Below are 17,800 nucleotides of genomic sequence, written 5' to 3' on the forward strand. Positions count from 1 at the left end.
GTAGGACGTTTTTTAGTCTGAGAATAGGATACCGATATAAATAATAAAAAGAAAAAAATAAACTTATTTGGGGACATTAAGATGTAATTATTTCCATGTTAAAAAAAACAAAAGTAGTATTTTAATTATTACTTAAATATTTTTTTTTAACTTATAGGAGCAGCGAAAACAATCGAAACACATAAGTGTTTAACAAACAGTAAAATAACTTTCTTTTTTAACAAATCTACTGCCTTCTCTCAAGTTATTTTTTCTAAACTTATAATATACTTTTTGCATATTTCATTTATAATGTAGTTTTATTGTATTTTTGATAACATACTAAACAACAATACCTTATATTTTTTAAGATTTTAAGACAATAAGTGCTAAAATAAAACCAAAGTATAATATTGTGGAATATAAACTTTTTAATGCAAGGACTGCGCTGAAAGAGCCTCAAAAGAAATTTACTTTAACTAATTTCTATCGTACGGTATGAAAAACAATTTTATCGGAATTCTTCTTTTCGTGTTTCCTCTGACAGTATTTGGGCAAGCTGATCAAAAAAAAGAAATCAACCATCAGCTTCAGACTTGGGTTTCAATAAATACAGTTACCAAATTTGCAGATCATTGGGGCGTTATTGGTGACTTTCATATCAGACGAAACGATTTTGTATCCGATCCGAGTTTTTATTTTATACGAGGCGGTATCAGCTATATTCCAAATTCAAATGTTTCAATAAATGCAGGTTACGCTCATATGTGGCTGGCTCCTTCAAATCCGGATTGGAGCACTTTCGCAGATGAAAACAGGATTTACCAGCAAGCACAATTAAATTCAAAAGTTGGAAATGTGAGTATTTTGCAACGTTTGCGAAATGAGCAGCGCTGGCAGGAAAAAATGGTAGATGATAAACCTAGCGGAGATTGGCGTTTTACCAATAGAATTCGCTATTTGATGAGTTTTACTTTTCGAATTTCAGATAAAAAATCTTGGCCATCGATGGTTCTTTCAGATGAAATTCTCTTGCATTTTGGAGAAGAAGTGGTTTATAACACAATGGATCAAAACCGCTTTTTTATCGGAATAAAAAAAAATATAAATCCAAAATGGAGTTGTGATTTTGGTTATATGAATGTTTATCAGCAAAAATATTCAGGTTACCAATATGATATGAATCATACCATTAGATTGTTTTTTTATCTCAGTACGAGCATTAGAAAAAAAATGCCCTCAGAGATTGAAAACTCTGGCGACGAATAAAACACTAGTCGTTAATTAAGATTTTCCTATACTCGAAGTATCGTTAAACTTGAAAGATTCAAAAAAACCAAAAGCTCTTTTCTCAGCATAAGAATACATTGAATCGCGAAGAGGAAAAGCACAATGCCCACCATATTTTGGAGTTTCCAAATAAACAAATGCACTATTTTTGGCAATAGTTCTTGGATAGCATCTTTCTCCTAAAAATGGGTCGTCAAGCGAATTAATGATTAAAACTGGCGTTGTAATATCTTTAAGAGAAAACTCTGGAGAAACACGATCATAATAATCGTCTTTGCTTGCAAAACCATGTAACGGCGCTGTAAAATACTGATCTACTTCATCAAAAGAGGTTATTTTATCAATTTGATCACTATTTATAAAATCCGGAAATTGAGCTGCTTTATATTTCAGTTTCTTTTTAATATCAATAGTAAAATTCTTTAGATAAACTCTATTAAAACCTTGTTTAAGCACTTCTGCACTTGTTGCAATATGTGTAGGCACCGAAATAGAAACGGCAGCTTTTATGCGTTCGTCTATTTTTGTCCAGCCTAAATAATTCAACAGCTGAACGCCTCCCATAGAATATCCGATCAAATAAATATCTTCAAATCTTTTTTGCAAAACAAACTGCACCACTTCATCCAAATCATCAACGGCACCATGATGGTACAATCTTGGAAGACGATTCATTTCTCCGCCACAAGTACGATTGTTCCAAGCAAAAACAGAAAATCCTTTTTCATGAAAGTAAGTTGCACAGCTATTATTGTAAGTTCTTCTCGAATCGCCCTCTAAGCCGTGGCACAAAATAACCGCCTTCTTCGGGTCATTTAAAATATAATCAATATTGATAAAATCTCCATCGCTTAATTCCTTCTTTTCCCTAGTGTACCCAGGAACTTCAAATCTTTTTACCAATGCGGCATAAATGGTGGAAACATGCCTATTACGATGAATAATAGAAGGAGAATTGTATTCTGATTGTTCAATTAATGGCATAACGAAGAGTTTTTTGGTACTTTATACAAAAGTAAGAAATCATTCAACATGTAATTTAATTCTTTCTTTTTATTTTGCTTTTTTTACAATTTTAAGAAGAAATTAAAGTCAAAAATAAATCAAGCTAATTTAAACATAAACTGCAGTTGATTTTAAAAACAGATAATGGAACACATTTCGAAGAAAATAAACTGTTAAATGTTCCTTAACGCCTGTCTTGTAGCGCCATCGCTGACTTTAATATTTACTTAATTTGTATATTTGTAAAATCGATTTTTAAAAAGTAAAATCCCTGTAAATGTTCGAACTCTTACCGGTAGATCCAAAAACTATATTCCTACTTTACTTTTGGGGCAATTTATTTACCTGCGTACTTATTTTTAGTTTTTCCTTTTCGTATGCGACTAGCGACAACAGAAGAATTTTAAGGTGGTTTGGTTTGGGCAAATTAGTACTTACTCTTGCTTGGATATTGGCTCTTATGCGAAATATCATTCCTGATTTTGCTTCAATTAATATTGCTAATTCTATGATTCTTAGCGCCTGCTGCTTTGAAACGATGGCAATGTTATCTCTTATTGTAACGCACGCAAAAAAGCATTATCGGTTTCAAATAGCCATAACTGTAGCGGCAATATTGTTTTTTAATATTTCGACCCTCTTTGACGCAACAATGAACACTCGCGTCATTATTAGCAGTATTGGTATATTTATGATTTATCTGCTGCCAACGATAACTTATTTTACAGAAAAGGAAAAAAGCTTTTTCAAGACTTTTTATGTTTTGTGTTACACAGCATTCGAAATTTTAATTGCCATAAGAATAGTTCACCGATATCGACATCCTCAAGATTTACTTATTTCTACTGGTCTTTTTGATGGTTTATATAGCATTTGTTTATTTCTATTGACTTTAATCGGAATTGTAGGCTTTTTACTTTTAGTGAAAGAAAAACAGGATCATAAAATCAAGAAATTATTAAATGATAAAAACCAGTTCTTTTCTATTATTTCTCATGATTTGCGAGGGCCATTAGGATCTTCTGTTTCGCTTTCTGAAATTTTACTTGAAAACATAGAAAAATACAGCCGAGAAGAAATTAAAGAGATTTCAGAACTTCTGCATGATTCAAATAAGAACATTTACAAATTGCTTGAAAACCTTTTAGATTGGTCTCGAGTACAAACCGGAATGATTGCATTCAATCCAAAAAATGTACTTTTGAATGCCTTGATTGAGGAAAATATTGAACTGAGCAAAAATGTCGCTTTAAATAAAAATATAAATATCACGTTTGAATCGGCTTATTTTATTGAGGCAGAAGCAGACAAAAATATGATTAGCACCATCTTGCGAAATTTACTAAGCAATGCGATTAAATTTACCGACAAGAACGGCGAGATTAAAGTCAAGCTGATTAAAACAAACCAAAAAGTAGAAATTTCTATTACAGATAATGGAATCGGGGTTCCCGATGATATAAAAGAAAAATTATTTAAAATCAACGGAAAAGTTCTCCAAAAAGGAACAGAAAACGAACTCGGCAGCGGACTCGGATTATTACTTTGTAAAGAGTTTATAAACATTCATAACGGAAAAATTTGGGTAGAAAGTGAAGAAGGAAAAGGAAGTACGTTTAAGTTTACGCTCCCTATTATAAAATCACAATACTAAAATTCTAAATTCCAATTCTCATTATGTCTTGCTGAGCGAAGTCGATGGATCTCATGCTAAATCATTACTGTGTATCTTATAACGCGTGTCCTTCGACTTCGCTTAGGAAGACAAGCCAGGTGTGAGTTTTTAAACAAAAAAAATCCAAACTCCAGTTTTAATTGGAATTTGGATTTTTAAATATTGGTATTTTATAATCGTTTAATCTAATACAAAACTTACGCTAACATTTGCTGTAATTTCGATTTCGCCAATTGCTAAAGTTTCGTTTGAAGCTCCCATTGCATCTGCTTCTTTCATTCTCATTGAAGCGTACATTGGCTGTGGGTGGTAAACTTGAGAATTATCAGAGATTGTAAAAGCCTTACCCACTTTCTGTCCTAAAACAGACACATATTCTTCAGCTTTTACTTTCGCATCTTTCATCGCTAATTTTCTAGCTTCAGATTGGTATTGCGCTAATTTAGATGATTCGAAAGAAACTCTGTCAATTCGGTTAATTCCTTGCTGAACCAATCCTTCCATTAATTCATCGTATTTAGCTAAATCTTTTACCACGATTTCTACAGTCTGTACTGCATTATAAGAAGTTTTCTTTTTCTCATAATCGTACTGCGGATTAAGAGCTACTTGTTTTGTTTTAAAATCTGCCGTTGGAATATTCATTTTTTTGATGAATTTTAAAACAGCATCCATCTTTTCGTCGTTTTGTTTTTTAACGTCTTTAGCATTATTCCCTTTTGTTTCAACAGAAGCTGAAATACAAACTTGATCAGGTGCTACTTTTACTTTTCCTTCTCCGTTAACATTAATTAAAGGTACTTGTTTGATTTCCTGGCCGTAAGACATAGTCATAAACATGATTGTTAAAAATAATACTAGTTTTTTCATTTTTGTTAGATTTTAATATTTAAAAAAGACATTCCAAAAGTTATGCCATCATTACAATTTCCCCAATTTAGCCATTCCGAAAAGTATCAAAATCGGAATTGCGAGAAGGATTACCATCATTGTATGCTCTGTAAGCAATGAAGGCATTTTAATCAAAGTAATCAAATATCCTCCTATAGCACCTCCAAAGTGTGCTGTATGTCCAATATTGTCATTTTTGGCTTTCATTCCGTAAATTGAGTATAATAAATACAAAATTCCAAAAATATAAGCCGGCATCGGAATGACAAAAAATATTCCGAGCATCATGTCTGGCTGCAACAATATTGCTGAATACAAAACTCCAGTTACAGCACCAGAAGCACCAACCGCACGATAACTATAATCGTTTTTATGGAATAACATGGTAAGAAGGCTTCCGAAGATTAAGCTACCAAAATAAACCAAAGCAAAAGAAAAATTGCCTAGCCAGCTTAAAACAACAGGAGCAAAAAAATACAAAGTCAGCATATTAAAAATTAAATGCATCATGTCTACATGCAAAAAACCCGAAGACAACATTCTAATTTGCTCTCCCGAACGAATGCTTCCTACATGAAATTCGTATTTTCTAAAAAAATAAAGATCGTTAAAACCTTTGTAACTAATAACAACGTTCGCAATGATAATCGCTATTAAAATAAAATTCATAAGTACTAATTATTGTGAATTGTAAATATAATCATTCTTAAAGATAAGTTAGCAAGAAAGCAAAATATCAATCATTAATCATTTTTAATTTATCTTTGTAAAAAAAAATTACATGCAATTTCTTGTTTATATTTTAGCCTACCCATTACTTTGGCTTATCTCTATACTTCCATTTCCAGTATTTTATCTGTTCTCAGATTTCGTCTACTTCCTAGCGTACAGAGTAGTAGGGTATCGTAAAAAAGTAGTTCGCGCAAATCTAGCGCTTACTTTGCCTCATTTGAGCGATGCAGAAAGAAAAGTGATAGAAAAGAAATTCTACAAACATATGTGCGATATGTTTTTGGAAATGATAAAAACTATGAGCATGTCTCCTAAAGAAATGGAAAGAAGATTCCATGTAACCAATATTGATCTTGTTCAGAATTATGCTAAAAAAGGAAAAAGTATAATTCTTGTGGCTTCGCATTATGCAAGTTATGAATGGCTTTTAACTATCAATCCAAAACTTGGATTTCAGGGAGTTGCTGTTTACAAAAAACTGGCTAATCCTTATTTTGACAAGTTGGTTAGAAAAATCCGCACTAAATACAATACCGAAATGATCGAAACCCGAAAAGCAATTCCAACAATGGCACAACATCAGCGTGATGGGGTTTTAAGTTTGTATGGTTTAGCAAGCGATCAGTCTCCTAAACTAGATCGAATTTTTCATTCGATGAAATTTATGGGAGTGGAAGTTCCCGTACATACAGGAGCAGAAATGCTGGCAAAAAAATATGATCTAGGGGTTATTATGGTAAAAGTAAAAAAGGTGAAAAGAGGATTTTATGAGGCTACATTTCTTACGCTTGCTGATAATTCAAAAGAATATTCAGATTTTGAAATTACAGAAATGTATTTGAAAGAAGTAGAAAAACAGATTCTAGAAGCCCCAGAATTTTATTTGTGGACACACAAAAGATGGAAACACCGCATTGAATAATATTTCCAAATATTTAGTATAAAGTCCGAAAAACATTTGCTGTTTTTCGGACTTTTTGTTAGATGCTTATTTTTTTTCCACAGATTATTTATGTATTCCATAGGAATATCTGGTCGGTAGTAGCCAGATTTAAACGAGGTTATACGTTCCAGAGGAACGTTTGATTAATCGAAAATGAATGCCTTTTGAATCAGGTGTCGCTACAGGACACAAATGCAAAACACCACCATTTTTTTTACCGACGAGACATTCCTACGGAATGAAAAATAAAACCTCTTTAGAAATTTCCAAAGAGGCTTTTTGTATTTCAAAAACTGAAAATTTTAGATTCCAGCAATTACTTTAATTTCATCAATAATTCGAAGTGCCAATTTATCTGCCGCATCTTGAGAAGGCGCTTCAGTATAAATACGAATAATTGGTTCTGTATTTGATTTTCTTAAATGAACCCATTCTGTAGCAAAATCAATTTTTACACCATCAATTGTCGAGATATCTTCGTTTTTATATTTCTCTGTCATTTGAGTTAAAATTGCATCAACATCAATTTGTGGTGTCAATTCAATTTTATTTTTGCTCATGTAATATTCTGGATAAGAAGCTCTCAAAGCAGAAACCGACATTTTTTTGTTTGCTAAATGCGTTAAAAACAAAGCAACACCTACCAAACTATCTCTTCCGTAGTGCAATTCTGGATAGATAATTCCGCCGTTTCCTTCACCACCGATAACAGCGTTATTTTTCTTCATTAATTCAACCACATTCACCTCTCCTACAGCACTTGCTTCGTAGCTTCCGCCGTGTGTGTTAGTAACATCTCTTAAAGCACGAGAAGATGACATATTAGAAACGGTATTCCCAGGAGTTTTGCTCAAAACGAAATCTGCGCAAGCAACCAAAGTATATTCTTCACCAAACATTTCTCCGTCTTCGCAAATAAAAGCCAAACGATCTACATCTGGATCAACTACAATACCAAGATCTGCTTTTTCTTTTACCACAAGCTCAGAAATATCCGTTAAATGTTCTTTTAATGGCTCTGGATTATGAGGAAAATGTCCGTTTGGTTCGCAGTATAATTCTACCACTTCAACTCCCATTATTTTTAGCAATTTCGGAATGATGATTCCTCCAGATGAATTTACTCCATCAACAACTACTTTAAATTTAGCTTCTTTAACCGCTTCGATATCAACCAATGGCAAGTTTAAAACTTCATCAATATGAATATCCATATAACCGTCATTAGAAATAACTTCGCCTAAACTATCTACATCAGAAAAATCAAAAGCTTCTGCTTCAGCGATTTCAAGTATTTTAGCTCCGTCAGCTCCACTTAAGAATTCACCTTTAGCATTTAATAATTTTAAAGCATTCCATTGTTTTGGATTGTGAGATGCTGTTAAAATAATTCCGCCATCTGCTTTTTCCAAAGGAACAGCCACTTCAACAGTTGGCGTAGTTGAAAGCCCAAGATCGATAACATCGATTCCTAAACCAATTAAAGTATTCACTACTAAATTATGAATCATTGGTCCAGAAATTCTCGCATCACGGCCAATTACAACAGTCAATTTATCTTTAGCAATATTATTTTTTAAGAAAGTTCCGTACGCCGACGCAAATTTCACTGCATCAACAGGAGTTAGATTATCTCCCACTTTTCCTCCGATCGTCCCACGGATTCCAGAAATAGATTTTATTAGAGTCATTTTTGTGAGTTAGGGTTATTTTTTTACAAATATAAAAAAGTTACCGAGTTACTAAGGTGCTAAGTTTCTAAGATTTTAAATTTAACTTATAAGAAACTACTTATTTCTCGTTATTTTTATAACAAAATCATTTGAAAAAGTTTTTATACATTTACTAAATAACTTAGAATCTTAGCTACTTAGGTTCTTAGAAACTTTAAAAAATGAATTTCTTAGCCCACATATACCTTTCTGGAGAAAATGATTTAATTAAAATCGGGAATTTTATGGCTGACGGAATTCGCGGAAAACAATTTGAACATTTCCCCGAAGATGTTCAAAAAGGAATTTTACTCCATCGATTCATAGACACTTATACCGATTCTCACGATATTTTTAGAACTAGCACCAAACGCCTTCATGATAGATACCATCATTATGCAGGAGTTATTGTAGACATTGTTTACGATCATTTTCTAGCCAAAAACTGGGAAAAATATTCGGATGAAAAATTGGAACTTTTTGTCAACAGGTTTTATCATTCCTTACACGATAATTACGACATTTTAACCGAAAAAACACAAGGTTTAATGCCTTATATGATTGAAAGAAACTGGCTTGTAAGTTATCGTACAACTGAAGGAATTCAGCATATTTTGACTCAAATGGACAGAAGGTCGAAGAATATTTCTCAAATGCAATTTGCCGTTGAAGAACTTATTGAGTTTTATGATGAATTTGAAGAAGAATTCACCCTTTTCTTTGAAGAAATGAGAGTCCAAGCCAAAGCAAAACTGCTTTCGCTCTAAAACAATTTAATTTTATTGACATGAAAAAAATTACACTCTTAATAGCTCTTTTATATCTAAATAGCAGCAATGCACAACAGGCCGTTTCTAAACCAACCGGATTAGTGGTCACTAAAGCCATGGTAGTTTCTGCCCGCGAAGAGGCTTCAAAAATTGGTTCTGATATTATGAAAAATGGAGGAAACGCTTTTGACGCTATGGTTGGAACCGAATTAGCTCTTGCGGTTGCTTTTCCGTTTGCAGGAAATATTGGCGGCGGCGGATTTATGGTTTACCGAAAAGCAAATGGCGAAGTTGGTTCTTTAGATTATCGCGAAAAAGCTCCATTAGCGGCAACAAAAGATATGTTTTTGGATAGCGAAGGCAATGTCATAAAAGACAAAAGCACTGAAACTGCACTTGCAATAGGAGTTCCCGGAACAATTGCCGGAGTTTTTGCGGTTCATAAAAAGTATGGTACAATGCCAATTTCAAAAATTTTAGAACCTGTAATTGCATTGGCCGAAAGAGGTGTTATTGTTACCAAAAAGCAGGAAAAAAGTTTAAGTGATTATCACGATAAAATTGTAAAAATAAACGGAGAAAATTCTCCAGTGTCGAAAGCTTACAAAGAAAACGATACTATAAAATATCCCGCGCTAGCGAAGACTTTAAAAAGAATTCAGAAAAAAGGAAGAAACGAGTTTTATAAAGGTGAAACTGCCAAAATTTTAGTTGAATATCTTAAAGGAAAAGGCGGCATTATTACCATGCAAGATTTGGCAAAATATGAAGCTAAATGGAGAAAACCGCTTCAGTTTACGTATAAAGATTTAAAAATAACTTCGATGTCTCCGCCAAGCAGCGGTGGAATTTGTTTAGCACAAATCTTAAAAATGCTAGAACCCTACGATTTAGCCAAAATGGGACATAATTCGCCAGATGCAATTCAGGTTATTGTGGAAACTGAAAGAAGAGCTTATGCTGATAGAAGCTATTTTTTAGGCGATCCAGATTTTGTCAAAATTCCGATGAAAGAATTATTGGATCAAAACTACCTGCGCGAAAGAATGGCAAGTTTCAATCCTGAAAAAGCAACTTTATCTACAGAAATTAAAGAAGGAAAAGTGAATTATGCCGAAAGTACAGAAACCACACATTATTCAATTGTAGATCAATTCGGAAATGCAATTGCGGCTACAACAACTTTAAATGATGGTTATGGTTCTAAATATTACTGCGCCGAATTAGGTTTCTTTTTGAATAATGAAATGGATGATTTCAGTGCTAAACCTGGATCTCCAAATATGTTTGGTTTAGTTGGAAATGAAGCGAACAGCATTGCACCACAAAAACGTATGTTAAGTTCGATGACGCCAACAATTGTAGAAAAAGACGGAAAACTTTTTATGGTCGTGGGAACTCCGGGAGGCTCAACAATTATAACTTCTGTTTTGCAAACGATTTTAAATGTTTATGAATATAAATTAAGCATGCAAGAAGCGGTTAATGCTCCTCGTTTTCATCATCAATGGCTACCGGATTTAATTACTTTTGAACCAAATACTTTTGAAACTAAAACTATAGACTCTTTAAAAGCGAAACATTATATTATCAATGAAAAACCAACTCCAATTATTGGGAAAGTCGATGCTATTTTGGTTTTACCAGATAACAAATTAGAAGGAGGAGCAGATTTTAGAGGAGATGATGCAGCATCTGGTTTTTAATTGTTCTTGATTTTATTTTTTTTAAAGAAGATTATAATTTAATTTTGTAAGATCGGTAATTTTAAAATAGAATGATAAAAAAATATTTCAGACGACTTGAAAGTATAATTGCTTTGGCTCAATCTTTAATGACTCCAAAACAGTTTCTTTTTTTATCTAGCGTTTTAACAGGAATATCATGTGCTTTCGCAGTAATTGTGCTTAAAACATTCGCACACAGCGTTTTTTCTTTTGCAACTTATATAAACGGGATTCTAAAACTAAGCTTTATTAACAGTATCTTACCTATAATTGGTATTTTATTGACGGTTTTGGTAGTAAAAAAAGTCCTTAACGGAACAATTCAAAAGGGAACTTCACAAATCCTTTATGCCGTTGCTAAAAAGGCAAGTATTATTCCGAAAAAGCAAATGTACGCACAGATTGTTACTAGTTCGTTAACGGTTGGTTTAGGAGGTTCTGCAGGTTTAGAGAGTCCGATCGTGGTAACTGGAGCCGCTTTTGGATCAAATTTCGCTCAAAATTATAAACTGCAATACAAAGATCGAACTTTATTAATTGGATGCGGAGTTGCTGCCGGAATCGCTGCTGCGTTTAATGCACCAATTGCAGGAGTGCTTTTTGCAATTGAGGTTCTTTTGGTAGACGTTAGCATTTCTGCCTTTACTCCAATTATGATTTCTGCTGCAACAGGGGCTTTGGTTTCTGCTATTGTTTTAGACGAAAGCATTTTATTAAGCTTCAAAAAACAGGAAACATTTGACTTTCATAATATTCCGTTTTATGTTATTTTAGGAGTTTTAACTGGATTGGTTGCCATTTATTACTCGAGAAATTTTCAGAAAATAGAACACTATTTTGCCAAACAACAAATTAATCCTTACAAAAAGGCTTTAATTGGTTCGTCATTATTGGCTTTATTAATTTTTATTTTCCCAACTCTTTTTGGTGAAGGTTACGAAAGCATCAAAACATTATCTGACGCAGATCCCGGACAGTTATTAGACAACACTTTGTTTGCCGATTTCAGAAACAATCAATGGGTTTTGCTTCTATTTGTTGGCGCTACAATGATGGTAAAAGTTTTTGCCTCTGGACTAACTATTGGAAGCGGTGGTAACGGAGGAAACTTCGCTCCTTCTCTATTTTTGGGATCTTATCTGGGCTATTTCTTTTCTAAATTTATAACGCTGATCGGTTTGTCAAAACTCCCAATTAGTAATTTTACGATGGTCGGAATGGCGGGAATTTTGAGTGGTTTGTTTCATGCACCCCTTACTGCTATTTTCTTAATCGCAGAAATTACTGGAGGTTACGGTTTAATGATTCCGCTTATGATTGTTTCTTCAATCAGTTTTGCTATTTCTAAGCGTTACGAAAAATATTCGCTTGATGTGAAAGGTTTGGTTAAAAAAGGACATGCTTTTACCAGCAATAAAGATTCTAATATTTTATCGACTTTAGAAATTGACACGATCATTCAATGTGATTATTTAACTGTTCATCAAGATGAAAATCTAAGCAAACTAGTCGATCTTATTTCGCACTCTAACCAAGTTGTTTTTGCAGTTGTAAATAATGAGAAAGATTTAATTGGTGTCGTTCATTTCAATGATATTCGTGAAATTATCTTCAATTCATACCGCGTAAAATACACATTGATTAAAGATGTAATGAAAGCACCATTGTCTACTATTTCAACCCTGGACAGCATGGAAATAGTAATGAAGAAATTTGAAATCTCAAAATCGGCTTTTCTTCCTGTTTTAAGAGACGGAAAATATTTTGGTTTTATTTCCAAATCAATAGCGCTTGAAGCTTACAGAACAAAACTTCGTTCTATGACGATTGAATAAGATTAATATCGGATAAGTTAAAAATTTTATTTATCCGATATTAAAACATAATTTTGTTCACATTATGTGGAATATCGATTTAACATACAGATCAGAATTTGAATCAACCTTTGACAGATTGTATCAAAAAAGGCGAGAACTGCAAAACAGCAGACCACTGCCAAATATTGCTTTGAACAAAATACGAGAAAGCCTTTCACTAGAATGGACCTATAACTCTAATAGTATCGAAGGAAACACACTTAGTTTGAGAGAAACCCAAATGGTAATTCAAGAAGGAATTACTATAAAAGGCAAATCTCTTCGAGAGCATTTTGAAACACATAATCACGACAAAGCAATTGATTATCTCTACTCTATTGTTGATGAAACATATAAACTAAGAAGCATAGATATTCTATCTCTTCATGGCTTGGTAATGCGTTCTATTGAAGAAGATTTTGCAGGAAGAATTCGAAACGGAGGGGTTCGGATTTCTGGTGCCAATTTTATGCCACCAAATGCCAATAAAGTTTCCGATTATTTAGATCAATTGATTGATTTCATTAATACAAATCCGTCACGTTTAAACGATATTGAACTGGCAACGGTTTTTCATCATAAATTAGTCTGGATTCATCCTTTTTTTGATGGTAATGGCCGCACTGTAAGATTGAGCATGAATTTATTGCTAATGCGTTGTGGTTTTCCGCCAGCAATCATCCTCAAAAATGATAGAAAAAAATATTATGAAGCCCTCAATCAAGCTAATAACGGCAACTATCAAAAACTAACACTTTTAATGTGCCAGGCTTTAGAAAGAACTTTAAACATTTATCTTAGCGCAATGCCAGGTGCAGATCTTGATTACCAAAAAATATCAGATATTGTAAGCGAACCAGAAACTCCTTACGGTCAAGAATATATTAGCTTATTGGCTCGAACAGGAAAAATTGATGCATACAAAGAAGGCCGAAATTGGTACACAACTAAAGAAGCCATTGAAAACTATATGGCAACCCGAAAAAGAAAACGCTAATTTATGATTAGCGTTTTTTGTTACTATTTGTAACATAAACTTTTGCTATTGAGCACTAAAAGAATAAATCAAAGTGGTAACTTTGCGTTTTGCTCAAAATTATGTTAGATAAAGATAATACCATAGAAGTTCTTGGCGCAAGAGTTCACAATCTAAAAAACATTGATATATCTATTCCGCGTGAAAAACTAGTTGTAATTACTGGTTTGTCTGGTTCGGGAAAATCATCTTTGGCATTTGATACAATTTATGCTGAAGGACAGCGCCGTTATGTTGAAACATTTTCTGCCTATGCAAGACAATTTCTTGGCGGTTTAGAGCGCCCTGATGTTGATAAAATCGACGGACTTTCTCCTGTAATTGCAATTGAACAAAAAACAACTAGCAAGAGTCCGCGCTCTACGGTTGGAACTATTACTGAAATTTACGATTTTCTAAGACTTTTATACGCGCGTGGTGCTGATGCATATAGTTATAACACTGGCGAAAAAATGGTCTCGTATTCTGATGAACAAATTAAAGATTTGATTATTCAGGATTATAACGGAAAACGCATCAATATTCTGGCTCCCGTTATTAAAGCCAGAAAAGGACATTATGCTGAATTATTCCAACAAATTACAAAACAAGGATTTTTGAAAGTTCGTGTAAACGGAGAAGTTCAAGATCTTGTTGCGGGAATGAAATTGGATCGTTATAAAACGCACGATATCGAAATTGTGGTTGATCGAATGGTGATCGAAGATAATCCTGACACTCAAAAAAGATTATCGGAAAGCATCAATACAGCCATGCATCATGGAGAAGATGTATTAATGATTCTAGATCAGGATTCTAATGAAGTGCGTTATTTCAGTAGAAATTTGATGTGTCCTACAACAGGAATATCGTACCAGAATCCAGAGCCGAATTTGTTTTCGTTCAACTCTCCAAAAGGTGCTTGTCCGCATTGCAACGGATTAGGAACGGTACATGAAATTAATGCTAAAAAAATTATTCCGAATACGAAATTATCGATAAAAGCTGGAGGTTTTGCGCCTCTTGGCGAATATAAGTCTTCTTGGATTTTCAAGCAATTGGAAACCATTGGAGAAAAATTTGGGTTTAAAATAACCGATCCGATCGAGAAAATTCCCGAAGAAGCCATGACGATGATTTTATATGGTGGAAAAGATAAATTTTCTATCAACTCAAAAGATCTTGGCGTAACTAGAGAGTATAAAATTGATTTTGAAGGAATTTCGAATTTCATCAAAAACCAATATGACGAAAGCGCTACAACTAGCATAAAACGTTGGGCAAAAGATTTTATGGATGAAATTAATTGTCCAGTTTGCGATGGTTCTCGTCTTAAAAAAGAAGCTTTATTTTTTAGAGTAAACGGAAAAAATATCACCGAATTGTGTGATATGGACATTTCAGATTTAACGGCTTGGTTTCAAGATTTAAACAGCCATTTAACTGAAAAACAGCTTCTAATTGCTTCTGAAGTTGTAAAAGAAATCAAAGACCGTTTGAACTTTCTGATGAATGTTGGTTTGAATTATTTGGCTTTAAGCCGAAGTTCAAAATCACTTTCTGGTGGCGAGGCGCAGCGTATTCGTCTGGCAACACAAATTGGCTCTCAATTGGTTGGCGTTTTGTATATTTTGGATGAGCCAAGTATTGGTTTACACCAAAGAGATAACGAAAAATTGATTCAGTCTCTAGAACAATTACGCGATATTGGAAACTCTGTAATTGTGGTGGAACACGATAAAGACATGATCGAAACTGCCGATTATGTAATTGACATTGGACCAAAAGCTGGAAAATACGGAGGAGAAATCATTAGTATTGGAACTCCAAAAGAAACTCTTAAATCAAATACTATTACTGCTCAATATCTGAATGGTAAAATGAAGTTTGATATTCCGAAAGAAAGAAGAAAAGGAAATGGTAAATTCTTGAAATTGACTGGAGCAACAGGAAATAATCTTAAAAATGTTTCTATTGAAATTCCATTAGGTCAGATGACTTGCGTTACAGGAGTTTCTGGAAGCGGTAAATCGACTTTAATTAATGAAACGCTGTATCCGATTTTAAATGCGTATTATTTTAATGGTGTAAAAAAACCGCAACCTTATAAAAAGATTGAAGGTTTAGAACATATTGACAAAGTAATTGATATTGACCAAAGTCCGATTGGTAGAACGCCACGTTCGAATCCAGCAACTTATACAGAGGTTTTCACTGAAATTAGAAATCTTTTTACGATGACTTCTGAAAGTATGATTCGCGGTTATAAAGCAGGTCGTTTCAGTTTTAACGTAAAAGGCGGACGCTGCGAAACCTGCGAAGGTTCTGGTGTAAGAACAATCGAAATGAACTTCTTACCAGACGTTTATGTTGAATGTGAAACTTGTCAAGGAAAACGTTTCAATAGAGAAACTTTAGAAATTCGATACAAAGGAAAATCTATTTCAGATGTTTTGGATATGACGGTTGATGAAGCGGTTCCTTTCTTTGAAAATATTCCGAAGATTTACAGAAAAATCAAAACGATTCAGGATGTTGGTTTGGGTTATATTACACTTGGACAGCAAAGCACAACACTTTCTGGTGGTGAAGCGCAACGTATTAAGCTTGCTGGAGAATTGTCTAAAAAAGATACAGGAAATACGTTTTATATCTTAGACGAACCTACAACAGGATTACACTTTGAAGACATTCGCGTTTTAATGGAAGTAATCAATAAATTGGTTGATAAAGGAAATACAATTCTAGTGATCGAACACAATATGGATGTTATAAAACTTGCGGATTATATTATTGATATTGGGCCAGAAGGCGGAAAAGGCGGCGGACAATTGGTCGCTAAAGGAACTCCTGAGGAAGTAGCAAAGAATAAAAAAAGTTATACTGCTAAGTTTTTGAAAAAAGAACTAGAGTAAAAAAGTACATCTTTGTCAAAGTTTAAAACTTTGACAAAGATAAACCCAAAAAGATTTTCACGCATTATATATCTGATAATGAATCAAAAACCTTTATTTGATTATTATCGCAAGATTACTTTTGGATTATAATTTGTGTTTTCTGTAACAATTCTAGAAAAAAGCGTTAATTTAGTGTCCGCTTTTTTTGAAATATTCAAAGTTTTGAAGAACGATTTTTCAATTAAACCAATTGTTTATTTTGAAACCAATTGCCCTAGCCCTGATGGGAGCGGCATCCTTTTGTGGTGGGGTTCACCACAAAAGATACAGCGGACAGCAGGAATCAGCTCCTTCTTCCGCAACTTTAAATGACATTAAAATAACAAAATAATAAATTAAAATACCTAAAATGAGATTAGAAGATTTTGATAATGATGAAGATAAAGTAATTCAGGATCGTTTGAAACAAAAAACGTGGAATGAAGTTAAAACCAATGACAGCTGGGCAATTTTTAAAATTATGTCTGAGTTTGTAAATGGTTATGAAAGTATGGGACGTATTGGTCCGTGCGTTTCGATTTTTGGATCTGCAAGAACAAAACCAGATGACAAGTACTATTTATTGGCTGAAAAAATCGCTTACAAAATTAGTAAAGCGGGTTACGGTGTGATTACAGGAGGTGGTCCCGGAATTATGGAAGCTGGAAATAAAGGTGCGCATTTAGGTGGCGGAATTTCTGTTGGTTTGAATATTGAGCTTCCGTTTGAGCAGCATTTTAACCCGTATATTGACCACGATAAAAACTTGAATTTTGACTATTTCTTTGTTAGAAAAGTGATGTTTGTAAAGTATTCGCAAGGATTTGTGGTTATGCCAGGAGGTTTTGGAACTTTGGACGAAATGTTTGAAGCCATAACTTTGATTCAGACTAAGAAAATTGGAAAATTCCCAATTATTTTGGTTGGAGTTGAATTCTGGTCTGGATTAATTGACTGGGTAAAAACTGTTTTGGTTGAAAAAATGCATACAGTAAGTCCAGAAGATTTAAACTTATTTAAAATCGTAGATACGGAAGACGAAGTTGTTGATGTTTTGGATAAATTTTACAAAAAGTACGATTTAAGTCCGAATTTCTAAATTTAATTATCGCAGACGAGACTGTATTTCGCTGTGAACATCATACCGTTTATCGTTAAATTACGTAAAGTATCGTAAAAATTGAAAGCTGTTTTTTAAAACAGCTTTTTTTATATTATTTTTACAAAAATCCGAAGTCTTAACATGTCCGTAACATAAGTATATCTGAT

The 17,800-nt window shown here is 33.5% G+C and carries 14 protein-coding genes; 10 read left to right on the plus strand and 4 right to left on the minus strand.

What is annotated here, in order from left to right; translation table 11 throughout:
- The first annotated feature begins 477 nt into the window (after positions 1-477).
- Positions 478-1,248 (plus strand): DUF2490 domain-containing protein, encoded by a 771-nt coding sequence (locus QLQ96_RS20700; RefSeq protein WP_482493019.1) that lies wholly within the window; start codon positions 478-480, stop codon positions 1,246-1,248.
- 15 nt (positions 1,249-1,263) lie between these two features.
- On the opposite strand, the gene QLQ96_RS20705 is transcribed toward QLQ96_RS20700, so the two are convergent.
- Positions 1,264-2,253, minus strand: coding sequence for a YheT family hydrolase (locus tag QLQ96_RS20705; RefSeq protein WP_482493020.1), 990 nt, complete (start codon positions 2,251-2,253; stop codon positions 1,264-1,266).
- Between the two features lie 298 nt (positions 2,254-2,551).
- Between QLQ96_RS20705 and QLQ96_RS20710 the strand changes: the two genes are divergently transcribed.
- Positions 2,552-3,928, plus strand: a complete 1,377-nt coding sequence (locus tag QLQ96_RS20710; protein ID WP_482493022.1) for a sensor histidine kinase — start codon at positions 2,552-2,554, stop codon at positions 3,926-3,928.
- A gap of 201 nt (positions 3,929-4,129) precedes the next feature.
- Here QLQ96_RS20710 and QLQ96_RS20715 read toward each other — a convergent pair whose 3' ends face one another.
- A complete protein-coding gene (locus tag QLQ96_RS20715; RefSeq protein ID WP_482493024.1) occupies positions 4,130-4,819 on the minus strand; it encodes an SIMPL domain-containing protein in 690 nt (229 codons plus the stop codon).
- 51 nt (positions 4,820-4,870) lie between these two features.
- The gene (locus QLQ96_RS20720) at positions 4,871-5,509 is read right to left on the minus strand and encodes a rhomboid family intramembrane serine protease (protein WP_482493026.1); all 639 of its coding nucleotides are present in this window, start codon (positions 5,507-5,509) and stop codon (positions 4,871-4,873) included.
- Positions 5,510-5,621: 112 nt separating this feature from the next.
- Here QLQ96_RS20720 and QLQ96_RS20725 point away from each other — a divergent pair, with 112 nt between their 5' ends.
- The gene (locus tag QLQ96_RS20725; protein WP_482493027.1) at positions 5,622-6,494 is read left to right on the plus strand and encodes a lysophospholipid acyltransferase family protein; all 873 of its coding nucleotides are present in this window, start codon (positions 5,622-5,624) and stop codon (positions 6,492-6,494) included.
- Positions 6,495-6,817: 323 nt separating this feature from the next.
- Here QLQ96_RS20725 and glmM read toward each other — a convergent pair whose 3' ends face one another.
- The gene (gene glmM, locus QLQ96_RS20730) at positions 6,818-8,206 is read right to left on the minus strand and encodes a phosphoglucosamine mutase (protein WP_482493028.1); all 1,389 of its coding nucleotides are present in this window, start codon (positions 8,204-8,206) and stop codon (positions 6,818-6,820) included.
- Between the two features lie 203 nt (positions 8,207-8,409).
- Here glmM and QLQ96_RS20735 point away from each other — a divergent pair, with 203 nt between their 5' ends.
- The 7 genes from QLQ96_RS20735 (at position 8,410) to QLQ96_RS20765 (ending at position 17,630) form a co-directional block, all read left to right on the plus strand.
- On the plus strand, positions 8,410-8,994 hold the full coding sequence (locus tag QLQ96_RS20735; RefSeq protein ID WP_482493029.1) for an acyl carrier protein phosphodiesterase: 585 nt from the start codon (positions 8,410-8,412) through the stop codon (positions 8,992-8,994).
- A gap of 20 nt (positions 8,995-9,014) precedes the next feature.
- Entirely contained in the window at positions 9,015-10,703 is a 1,689-nt protein-coding gene (gene ggt / locus QLQ96_RS20740) for a gamma-glutamyltransferase (protein ID WP_482493030.1), read from the plus strand.
- A gap of 71 nt (positions 10,704-10,774) precedes the next feature.
- Positions 10,775-12,559 (plus strand): chloride channel protein, encoded by a 1,785-nt coding sequence (locus tag QLQ96_RS20745; protein WP_482493031.1) that lies wholly within the window; start codon positions 10,775-10,777, stop codon positions 12,557-12,559.
- Between the two features lie 64 nt (positions 12,560-12,623).
- Positions 12,624-13,577 carry a Fic family protein gene (locus QLQ96_RS20750; protein WP_482493032.1) on the plus strand — a complete coding sequence of 318 codons (954 nt, stop codon included), beginning with the start codon at positions 12,624-12,626 and terminating at the stop codon, positions 13,575-13,577.
- 101 nt (positions 13,578-13,678) lie between these two features.
- Positions 13,679-16,510, plus strand: a complete 2,832-nt coding sequence (gene uvrA / locus QLQ96_RS20755) for an excinuclease ABC subunit UvrA (protein WP_482493033.1) — start codon at positions 13,679-13,681, stop codon at positions 16,508-16,510.
- A 241-nt stretch (positions 16,511-16,751) separates the two neighbouring features.
- On the plus strand, positions 16,752-16,883 hold the full coding sequence (locus tag QLQ96_RS20760) for a hypothetical protein (protein WP_482493034.1): 132 nt from the start codon (positions 16,752-16,754) through the stop codon (positions 16,881-16,883).
- 18 nt (positions 16,884-16,901) lie between these two features.
- Positions 16,902-17,630: an LOG family protein gene (locus QLQ96_RS20765; RefSeq protein WP_482493035.1), complete on the plus strand. Its 729-nt coding sequence runs from the start codon at positions 16,902-16,904 to the stop codon at positions 17,628-17,630.
- The last annotated feature ends 170 nt before the right edge of the window (positions 17,631-17,800 follow it).

This window comes from Flavobacterium sp. B167r, assembly GCF_056824315.1.

Excerpts from the sequence above, each read along its gene's own strand:
- uvrA (WP_482493033.1), top strand. The coding sequence starts at position 13,679 with ATGTTAGATAAAGATAATACCATAGAAGTTCTTGGCGCAAGAGTTCAC.
- QLQ96_RS20705 (WP_482493020.1), bottom strand. The coding sequence starts at position 2,253 with ATGCCATTAATTGAACAATCAGAATACAATTCTCCTTCTATTATTCAT.
- QLQ96_RS20720 (WP_482493026.1), bottom strand. The coding sequence starts at position 5,509 with ATGAATTTTATTTTAATAGCGATTATCATTGCGAACGTTGTTATTAGT.
- QLQ96_RS20735 (WP_482493029.1), top strand. The coding sequence starts at position 8,410 with ATGAATTTCTTAGCCCACATATACCTTTCTGGAGAAAATGATTTAATT.
- glmM (WP_482493028.1), bottom strand. The coding sequence starts at position 8,206 with ATGACTCTAATAAAATCTATTTCTGGAATCCGTGGGACGATCGGAGGA.
- QLQ96_RS20725 (WP_482493027.1), top strand. The coding sequence starts at position 5,622 with ATGCAATTTCTTGTTTATATTTTAGCCTACCCATTACTTTGGCTTATC.
- QLQ96_RS20750 (WP_482493032.1), top strand. The coding sequence starts at position 12,624 with ATGTGGAATATCGATTTAACATACAGATCAGAATTTGAATCAACCTTT.
- QLQ96_RS20765 (WP_482493035.1), top strand. The coding sequence starts at position 16,902 with ATGAGATTAGAAGATTTTGATAATGATGAAGATAAAGTAATTCAGGAT.
- QLQ96_RS20700 (WP_482493019.1), top strand. The coding sequence starts at position 478 with ATGAAAAACAATTTTATCGGAATTCTTCTTTTCGTGTTTCCTCTGACA.
- QLQ96_RS20715 (WP_482493024.1), bottom strand. The coding sequence starts at position 4,819 with ATGAAAAAACTAGTATTATTTTTAACAATCATGTTTATGACTATGTCT.
- QLQ96_RS20745 (WP_482493031.1), top strand. The coding sequence starts at position 10,775 with ATGATAAAAAAATATTTCAGACGACTTGAAAGTATAATTGCTTTGGCT.
- ggt (WP_482493030.1), top strand. The coding sequence starts at position 9,015 with ATGAAAAAAATTACACTCTTAATAGCTCTTTTATATCTAAATAGCAGC.
- QLQ96_RS20710 (WP_482493022.1), top strand. The coding sequence starts at position 2,552 with ATGTTCGAACTCTTACCGGTAGATCCAAAAACTATATTCCTACTTTAC.